General features: G+C 60.5%; 9 protein-coding genes. 3 read left to right on the forward strand and 6 right to left on the reverse strand.

Going from position 1 to position 8,473, the window contains the following annotated elements; genetic code table 11:
• The first annotated feature begins 88 nt into the window (after positions 1–88).
• The gene (locus BJI47_RS09560; RefSeq protein WP_088943503.1) at positions 89–367 is read left to right on the forward strand and encodes a hypothetical protein; all 279 of its coding nucleotides are present in this window, start codon (positions 89–91) and stop codon (positions 365–367) included.
• A gap of 184 nt (positions 368–551) precedes the next feature.
• On the opposite strand, the gene BJI47_RS09565 is transcribed toward BJI47_RS09560, so the two are convergent.
• From BJI47_RS09565 to BJI47_RS09585, 5 genes are all read right to left on the reverse strand, one after another.
• Positions 552–1,601: an SMP-30/gluconolactonase/LRE family protein gene (locus BJI47_RS09565; protein WP_176224775.1), complete on the reverse strand. Its 1,050-nt coding sequence runs from the start codon at positions 1,599–1,601 to the stop codon at positions 552–554.
• A 168-nt stretch (positions 1,602–1,769) separates the two neighbouring features.
• Positions 1,770–2,414: a DUF4190 domain-containing protein gene (locus tag BJI47_RS09570; protein ID WP_088943505.1), complete on the reverse strand. Its 645-nt coding sequence runs from the start codon at positions 2,412–2,414 to the stop codon at positions 1,770–1,772.
• Between the two features lie 158 nt (positions 2,415–2,572).
• Positions 2,573–3,637, reverse strand: coding sequence for a hypothetical protein (locus BJI47_RS09575; protein ID WP_088943506.1), 1,065 nt, complete (start codon positions 3,635–3,637; stop codon positions 2,573–2,575).
• Between the two features lie 53 nt (positions 3,638–3,690).
• On the reverse strand, positions 3,691–6,216 hold the full coding sequence (locus BJI47_RS09580) for an ATP-binding protein (protein WP_176224776.1): 2,526 nt from the start codon (positions 6,214–6,216) through the stop codon (positions 3,691–3,693).
• An 84-nt stretch (positions 6,217–6,300) separates the two neighbouring features.
• A complete protein-coding gene (locus BJI47_RS09585) occupies positions 6,301–6,702 on the reverse strand; it encodes a DUF2510 domain-containing protein (protein WP_088943508.1) in 402 nt (133 codons plus the stop codon).
• A 54-nt stretch (positions 6,703–6,756) separates the two neighbouring features.
• Between BJI47_RS09585 and BJI47_RS09590 the strand changes: the two genes are divergently transcribed.
• Complete coding sequence (locus BJI47_RS09590) at positions 6,757–6,978, forward strand: antitoxin VbhA family protein (protein ID WP_176224777.1); 222 nt, start codon at positions 6,757–6,759, stop codon at positions 6,976–6,978.
• Positions 6,979–6,992: 14 nt separating this feature from the next.
• Here the strand turns inward: BJI47_RS09590 and BJI47_RS09595 are convergent, their stop codons facing one another.
• Positions 6,993–7,196, reverse strand: a complete 204-nt coding sequence (locus BJI47_RS09595) for a hypothetical protein (RefSeq protein WP_088943509.1) — start codon at positions 7,194–7,196, stop codon at positions 6,993–6,995.
• A gap of 147 nt (positions 7,197–7,343) precedes the next feature.
• Here BJI47_RS09595 and istA point away from each other — a divergent pair.
• The coding region (istA, locus tag BJI47_RS09600; protein ID WP_088942303.1) for an IS21 family transposase at positions 7,344–8,473 on the forward strand (1,130 nt) is incomplete at its 3' end.

Genomic DNA, 8,473 nt, shown 5'->3' on the forward strand with positions numbered 1-8,473 from the left:
CTGTTCAAGAACGCCGACCCGGTGCGTCCAGTTGTTGTTTAGTTGTCGGTGTCCCGATAGATCGACGATGGACAGGAAGTAGATCAGAATGAACCAAAAGTACTGGGATGACCTTCTAGCTGAAGGGCGTGGCCTCACTCGTATCGCAGAGGGGGAAGCCCGCGACTTGAAAGTGGCGACACATTCCGAAGATCGAACCGCTGTTCGGAAGCTGGCCGAAGCCTACCGCTCGTCGGTGCGCGATACGCGATACCGCGACCCCGACCGACCGGAGCATCAATTGCAGGATGCCGTCGACGCGCACCGGTGGATGTACCCTCACGCGTCGAGCCGTATCGGTCCGCGGGGCAAAATGCTCACCGAGTGAGCTGCTGGATGGTTCCCCTGCGTTGAAGTGGACGCCGGTCGTCGACCGATCCAGCGTCAGATGTGTTGACGGTGCGGAAACTGTCGTTCACGACACCTGACATGTCGATTCCTAGGGCCGCACCGATCCACGGCGTTGCCCGCGGATGGGTGCGGAGCGTCCTTAACCATGTCGACCTTTGACGTTATCCGCCGAAGGAACCGGTTGGGATGCAAGTGATCCCGGTGCATGGCTGGGCGGCGGTGGTCAGCACGCTGACCGAGGCTCCTTCACCGTTGGTGATGTAGGCGGTGTTGTTGTCGGGGGAGGCGATGGCGCCGCCGGGTCGTGCACCGACTGTGACTGTGTGACGTGAGCTGGGATCGGTGGTGTCGATGATCGTGGTGGTGTCGGTGTCGGACTGGTTGACGAATATGGTCGATCCGTCGGGTGTGACAGCGATTCCGGTCAATGTGCCGCCGCCGACTGTGATTGTGTCGACGACGGTGTCGGTGGAGGCGTCGATGACGGCGACGGATTGGCTTATGCCTTCGACGGCGTACACCCGGCCGGCCGCCGATGTTATTCCCACTGGAACGCCTCCGGTGGGAATCGTCGCGACGACAGTGTCGGTGGTGGAGTCGACGGCAGAGATGTCGCCGGATCCTGCGTTGGTCACGTAGACGGTGCCGTCGAGCGTTGTTGCCAGGACGGGGTTCTTTCCGACGGGCACTGTTGATGCGACTGTGTTGGCTGCGGTGTCGATGACGGAGATCGTTCCGGACGTGGGGTTGGTGACGTAGACGGTGTCGCCGGCGGCGGTCATGCCGATCGAGTTGGGTTCGACTGCAATGTCGTCGACGACCGTGTTCGTTTGGGGGTCGATGACGTAGACCGTGCCGGCGCTGCCCACGACGTAGATGTCGCCTGACGGGACTACCGCGATGCCACCGACCGACGCCGGGGTAGCTGCGCTGGCAACAACGGTGTTGGTCGCGGTATCGATGATGTCGACCCCGTCGCCCGCCGTGACATACAGGCGCGTGCCGTCTGGGCTGACCGCGAATTGGTTCGGAGCCTCGCCGACTGCGATGGTGGAGGAGACTTCCCACACCGATGCCGGGGCAGCGCCAGCGGTCGGCACTTGCGCCGCGGCAAGGACGCCAGCGGTCAGGACCGGTAGAACAGCAAGCCGAGAGATCCGGCGCTGTGGGCGAGGTGATGCGGTCGGGCGCGCAGTATTCAGCACAGACATGGTTCCTTCGCAGGTAAAAAAACGACTCGAAGACATTCCAACCAAACCTATTGGTCTAGAAGTTGTTCGTCGAGCGAAGGAGGAAGAAAAGTCCGGACGCAGAATCGGCGACCGATTTGCGGGCATTCTGCTCGGCGCGTGCAGCCCGGTCACGAGTCGGCGGGGTTTTCACGGTCCGGGGACCCAGTATCCGACTTCGCCGTCGCCGTTCGACACGCACACCATGTCCACGCCTTCCGGTGATACCGCGATACCTCGCGCCGACGGATCGCACGATGCACCTTGATCGGCGTAGGCGATGATCGGTGCCGAGCGCACCCAGCGTGCAGTGCTTCGTCCTGCGTAAGCGCATTTGAGGAACGTGCCGTCCGAGGAGGTGGCGTGGTTGTCCACGTCTGGATCGCAGGAATCGTCGACGGCGGGGAGTGCGAGGGGATGTCCTTCCGTCACCTCGATCGTCGTCTCCACCGGTGGGGAAGTTGTCAGGGAAGGAACGACCACAATTGCGGGCGGCGCTTCCAGCGGCGTCGCGGGAAGCGAATAGTCCTGGTAAACGGTGGCGTTCGTAGAATCGTCGGCGGTCAGTCCGGTTCCGAAACCGTAGACGATGGTCGCGACCGCGATGGCCTCGATTGCGCCGAGCGCAAGACCAGCGATCGTCAGCCCGCGGCCAGCGGGCCGCCAGAACGCCAGAATCCCGAACACGATCGCGACGGGAAACAGCCCCAGTAGCGCTGCGACGAGCGCGATCACGGCGTACGGGTTGATCGGATCGACTGTCTTGCCCTGATTCTTGCGCAGATCGACGGTCATTGCCGCGCCACTCCGTTCAGCAGTTTTATGTATCCGTGACGGTGGGCCGTCGGCCTCGGCTCGAGGAAACTACAGGTAGGTAATCATTCGGACGAATGAACCCTCTCACCCACACGCGTCGTAGCATGCTGACGGTGCCGTATCGGGGCATCTCATCGTTAGACCACGCTTTCATCGAGAAGCGAGTCGCGGCTGTTAGGCAGAATGACTGCGCTGTAGCTGTCGTGCACATCTCCAGTTTCATCGGAGTGGAACGAAAATCCAGTGACGAGAACGCAATCGGCGACCATTGGGTCATCGAACTTGAGGAGGGCGGCTCGGCCGATTGATGTTGTGGGGGACGAGAACGTGAGATTCTGGCCTTCTCGTTCCAGGTTTTGGGGATCCACGATGACCCTCGGGCCTCCGTAGGCGATGAGTTGCCCCAGAACAGACAGCGACACGAGATCTATGAGCTCGTCGATTTCGTCGAAGGCTAACGCGAATTCTGCCGGGGTTCCCGCCAACTGGTCGACGACGCTGGCGACTGTGTCCTTACGATATTGTTCGCGCCGAAGCATTCGGTCGGGCTCGAAGGCGGTGACGGCGGCTTCGCAGAGAAGCGGTGTGAGGGTTTTCCGAGCTTCCGATAGAGCTCGTCGATCATCGGGTGTGAGACGTGCCGACAGCTCTGCGAATTTGGCCCATTCAGGTGTGTCGGCCAGCGCGTCGGCGAGAGCGACTATCGCGGTGTCATGGCTTCGTTTGTCGATACGTAGTAGTTCCGAAACGCCTGGTGGTGCCGATAGTAATTGGAGCCCGCCAGTCATCGCTTCGCGCCGCCAGCCCAGCCCTTGGCCGAGTTCGTTCGATGTGCGATGTGTGTGACGTCCCAGCTGAGGAGTCGGGATGAGCGGGAAGCGGGGTAAGCGCGATCGAATCCAGGCTGTGTTGCGCTCTGCAGCGAACCCGATCGGTCGCGCATCCTCAAGAAACTGGCGGCCTCCGCGGACGTTCAGGTCGACGAAAGGCAATTCGGAAGCCATCAGCTCCCACTTGTTGGGTATCAGCGGCTCGTGAGAAACGAGTCCTGTTGAGCTGTCGATGTTCCGGAGCATCTCTGGGATTCCACGGTCTGATGGATTGTTCGCAGGTAGTTGCGCGGTGTAGTCCTGGACGATGGGGCTTCGAGACCAAGCCTCGGCCAGTTGTCGTGTCGCGGCCCAGGTTGATGCAGTTGTCATTGCGCCCCCTCATCGTGTCGTTTGACTGCACCCTACGGAACCGGTCCGACAACCTAGAGCCACTTCATCTCCGCCAGGCTGTTGATTGCCTCGGTCACGATGGCCCTGGCCGAGTCATTCAGGTCCCGGCGGAGAAACGAGTCCACTCTGGCAGAACCCGACCACGCGTCGCCAGGTTCGTCCGATTCCCCGAGCACGATGCTTGCATTGGGTAGGTGGTCGAGATACCGATAACGTACAGGGCGCGAACGTTGATCAGAGGAGCTCGGATCGCCGCCAAGGAGAAACTGAATTCGGTACGGCCCGATCGCGCGCAGCAGATCTTCAGTCCCGGAGAACCCAACACGATGAAGAATGTCGGGTACGGCTTGAAGAAGGTCGTCAGAGTAGGACGTTAGCATGTCGATAGTCACCGAGTCTGTCGGCGGGACTGGCGAATTCGGACTCTTCTCGCGATCGAGTACACGGCTCAGCTCAAGCTTGTAAACGTTTGTAGCGGTCGTGAGGGGGCCGTTGCTGGCGAGGAAAGTGCGACCGTCGGCACCTACGTCGTCGATCGTGGAGGGACCAATCCAACCATCTACGTTTCCGCCAACAGTTGCCAGAAGTCTGCCGGTTGTGTCGGTCCAATATGCGATTCTTGGCCGGGCCGTTCGATTCGGGAGAAGATGCGAGAGGTGCCGGCAGGTTTCATCGTGCCACCCGGGTTCGGGGTCGCGGGATTCGTACTGCGAGATCGAGGGGCACAAGAATGGCAAGTACACGCTAACCAGCTCGGCGAGTGATGCGTCGACGCCGGTAAGTTCGGCAAGAAATTTCAATCGAGCGGTGTCGTCGGACTTTGGTGACGGTGGTAACGCGGCTAACCTTCGTTTGTATGCAATGGCTGCTAGGTAGTCGGCGAACGAGTCGTGAAGGGATCTGATGGTGTCCCGGCCGGAGCGCACGATCAGGCCGCTTTCAAACCCGAACTCACGTAGTTCGCCGGTGGTTATGGAGTGGCCAGCGTCGTTTAGATTATTTGCAGCTGCGGACAGTTGCTGGTTCCACTCGAACGAGTCACAGTATCGTCTGTGCGTCGTCGCCAGGTTTGCAAAGGCCAAGCCGAGTCCTGCCTCGTAGATGCTGATTTCTGTGTAACCGTTGTCATCAGCAAGTGCGCGTAGGTGGTTCGAGTACATCATCGCAGGATCGGTGTCGCCCAGGCCTTGGCTGAGCATCCGAATTCCCATGAGGAACAGTTGCGGATTGTCGGCCGCACTGCGGAGTGCCCGCTCTACTCGAGCCGCGAGTTGATTGGCAAAGCTTGAATCGATCCGGCCGGAAGTTCCGTTGACCAGGATTTTCTTACGAGCCGTCCTGTTAAGCGGGACCGGTTGCATGTGTATCACCGAGACGCCTCGGGGGAGGACTGCGCGTAAGGCGATGGCGTCGCGCCCGGCAAGTGCGACGGACACGTGGCTGTCCGTCGCGAGCAACTGGCGCAGGTCTTCGCCTAGGGCATCTCGTGGCTGCTTGGGAATCTCCGAGACTCCGTCGATAATGAGCGTCACCGTAGGGTCTTTGAGCGCTTCGATCCCCGTCGCTGAGTATGCGCCTACAAACTCGATCGAGTTGAGGCCGTGGGCGACAAGCGAGCCGAGACGGTTTTCGACGTAGTCTTCGGCGTTGACGGCGATCAACAACTCGCCTTGGGTTGCGGCTCTTGATTGTGCCTGACTCAGTACCGTGGATTTGCCAGTTCCCGTCGGACCGCTGAGCAGAACCACATCATTTCTGCGGGTAGCGTTCTCAATGAAATTCCAATCGGAATCCGGCCCGGATGCAGTCGGTCGACAAGTGAGTTCGAACGATCCAGGCGTCGTTCGAACGACGGAGTCGAGGAGTTGGCGCTTGAGCGCCTGGCTCCACGTGAGTGTTCGAACGTACTCGAAGTTGGATTCGAGCAGACGAAGGATCTCTGCCTTCGAAATCGTTCGCTTGGAAGGGTCTGGATCTCCGCTTCGGCCCACGATCCAGAAGAGAAGCTCGAGAACGGCTTGTGTTGATCGCTCTTCCGCTTCGACTGATCCTGAAACATTAGGCAGGTGTGCCTCAATTTGCTTGAGGCAGTATGTGATCGACTCCGTGAATCCGGGGGTGTCCGCCGCGATGGACGCGCGAGCGATCGCTGTGGGTTCGATTGTCGCGTTCTTACGTGTAGCAATCTCGGTAATCAGGGTGGCGTCGCCTTGCCGGGCTGCATCGAGTGCTTCTCGAATTTTCCGGCCGGTTGGTCCGAGTCTGCCGTCGGTTACGAACTCATACGTCGATCCTGGGTGGTTGCCGGCAATCGCGGACCATCGAACCAACTCAGCGACGAGCTCGGCCTCACCCCACGTGTAGTTGACGTCACGGCGCTTGAACTGAGCCGCCCGAAGCAATGCGCCTGATGAGGAGATCATTTCGGCATCGACAATGTCGTTGGCAGCCTCGACGCGAAGGTAGTCTGCGTCCGCGTTGTGTAAGAGATCCAATGCCATAACAGCAGCACGTGCGTGCTGGAAGGCGAAACCCGCTGCGGCGTCAACCCCTGACATTTCAACCCCATTCTGGCACCATGCCTCGCTGAACGACATGAATCGATTCGAACGGACTGTTGTTCGCGCATGCGCAGCGAATTTCTATTGATCGAATATTCGGGTTAACTCGTCGCGTTTGTTCGTCATCTGATTTTCGATGGATATAGCATTGGCAACACCCAGAACCAAGGCCAGCACCACTAAAACGCGGATGATGACCGACGCTCCGAGGAAGAACGCCAGCGCAGTACCCCCGGCAATTACCGCGACTCCGGTCCAGATCGGTCCGCTGCCGGTGAGGAGGCTGACTGACTGCATCGACATGATCAGCCCTATGGCGATGAGAACGAAAGCCCCGAAGTTGACCGCTGTCTTGCGGCCATTTCCAGTCTGCGGGGACGCTGTCGGCGCCGGCGGACCCGACCACGACTGCCCGTTCCAGTAGATATTCTTGGATGGATCAGTCGGGTCTGGGTACCACCCCGGCGGGGGAGCTGGGTTCATCGGCCGAAGGTATCAGGAACTTCCCGTGGATTTGCCAGCGTGTGCTCATGTTGTATGACTGTGACGTATTCCGGTTCAGGAGGTGTTGGGTTGGCGCTTCGACGAGCGGGTGATCGTGCGCGGGCGGTAGATGCCGCGCGAACCAGTTGTGCGCTGGAAGGTGGCCGGAGTACTGATGCCACCACCCGCGCGGATCAGGAAGCGTATGTCCGGGGTGAGATCGACATCGTCGAGCTCGGGTGTCGGGTGCGTGGTCGGTACAACGTGCTCCGATGACACTCGACGGTCTGTCAGGGGCGTGAGGCCAGGAGGCTCTGAACCTGGCTTGTCGATGCGAGGTATGACGCCAGTTCCGGTGACATGTAGTTGGTGAAGCGCCGCATTCGTCTCAGTGAACCGTTGAGTTCGCTTCGATTGACTGGTTCGTGGTGGGCGACGCGGTTGCGGAGTTTGCGTAAATCGTCGAGCCCAGAGTTGTCGTCTGCCATGAGCATGGGACCAGCGTGATCTGATTCTGCCAGGGTGATGGGACCACCTGGATTGCCAGTTATGGGACCACCGGCGCGCCTTGCCGGTGGTCTCGTCGTTTGCTCGTTCGATTGTCTGTGACAGCACCAAGCACGTCACGGAGGTCGATGAGCATGGCTTTTCGGGAGATCAGTGTGAACGAAATCAGAGAAGTATTACGGCTATGGCTCGGGACGGCTGGACTGCCGGCTCCGGGACTGCGAACGATCGCCGAGCATGCCGGGGTGGATCGCAAAACGGTCCGCCGTTACGTCGAGGCAGCTCAGGGGGCTGGTCTGGCGAGAACCGACAGTGTCGGTGCGGTCAGTGACGAGTTGATCGCGGCGGTCGTCGCTGCTGTGCGCCCCGACCGGCCGCACGGTCACGGCGCGGCATGGGAGCAACTTGTGCCCCAGCAGGAGCAGATTACCAAATGGGTGGCAGGCGAGGGTGAACGCAAGCCGCTCACGATCGCGAAAATCGAAGTGCTGCTTGCCCGTAAGGGCTGCGTGCTGCCGTACCGGACGTTGCACCGGTTCGCTACCGAGATGTGCGGTTTCGGGCGTAAGGACCTCACCGTCCAAGTCGTCGACGGCGAACCCGGGATCGAATGCCAGATCGACTTCGGATACTTGGGGATGCTCACCGACCCCGACGACGGTCGGGCCCGCAAAGTCCACGCCCTGATCTTCACCGCCGTCCACAGCCGACACATGTTCGTGTGGCTGAGCTATTCGCAGACGCTGGTGGCGGTGATCGCCGGCTGCGAAGCAGCGTGGAAGTTCTTCGGCGGAGTCTTCGCTGTGTTGATCCCGGACAACCTCAAACCGGTCGTCACCGCCGCGGACCCGATCACTCCGCGATTGAGCGATGGCTGGCTCGACTACAGCAGCCACGTCGGGTTCATCACCGACCCGGCGCGTGTCCGGTCACCGAAGGACAAACCGAGGGTCGAACGCACCGTCCAATACGTGCGCGGAAACTTCTGGGCCGGCGAACGATTCACCAGTCTCGCCGAAGCCCAGGAGGCTGCCGTGCGGTGGTGCACCAGCACCGCAGGGATGCGCATTCACGGCACTACCTGTGCACGGCCGCTCGAGGTGTTCGACGAAGCCGAACTACCGAAGCTGCTACCGGTGCCGTCGGGGTACGACGTGCCGATCTTCAAGGACGTGAAAGTGCACCGTGACTTCCATGCGGAGATCGGGCGGGCACTGTATTCGTTGCCGCAGCAGTGGATCGGCTCGACACTGTCGGTGCGGGC

The sequence above is a fragment of the Rhodococcus sp. 1168 genome (assembly GCF_002091955.1).
Classification (GTDB): domain Bacteria; phylum Actinomycetota; class Actinomycetes; order Mycobacteriales; family Mycobacteriaceae; genus Rhodococcoides.

Excerpts from the sequence above, each read along its gene's own strand:
- BJI47_RS09560 (WP_088943503.1), top strand. The coding sequence starts at position 89 with ATGAACCAAAAGTACTGGGATGACCTTCTAGCTGAAGGGCGTGGCCTC.
- BJI47_RS09565 (WP_176224775.1), bottom strand. The coding sequence starts at position 1,601 with ATGTCTGTGCTGAATACTGCGCGCCCGACCGCATCACCTCGCCCACAG.
- BJI47_RS09570 (WP_088943505.1), bottom strand. The coding sequence starts at position 2,414 with ATGACCGTCGATCTGCGCAAGAATCAGGGCAAGACAGTCGATCCGATC.
- BJI47_RS09575 (WP_088943506.1), bottom strand. The coding sequence starts at position 3,637 with ATGACAACTGCATCAACCTGGGCCGCGACACGACAACTGGCCGAGGCT.
- BJI47_RS09580 (WP_176224776.1), bottom strand. The coding sequence starts at position 6,216 with ATGTCAGGGGTTGACGCCGCAGCGGGTTTCGCCTTCCAGCACGCACGT.
- BJI47_RS09585 (WP_088943508.1), bottom strand. The coding sequence starts at position 6,702 with ATGAACCCAGCTCCCCCGCCGGGGTGGTACCCAGACCCGACTGATCCA.
- BJI47_RS09590 (WP_176224777.1), top strand. The coding sequence starts at position 6,757 with ATGACTGTGACGTATTCCGGTTCAGGAGGTGTTGGGTTGGCGCTTCGA.
- BJI47_RS09595 (WP_088943509.1), bottom strand. The coding sequence starts at position 7,196 with ATGCTCATGGCAGACGACAACTCTGGGCTCGACGATTTACGCAAACTC.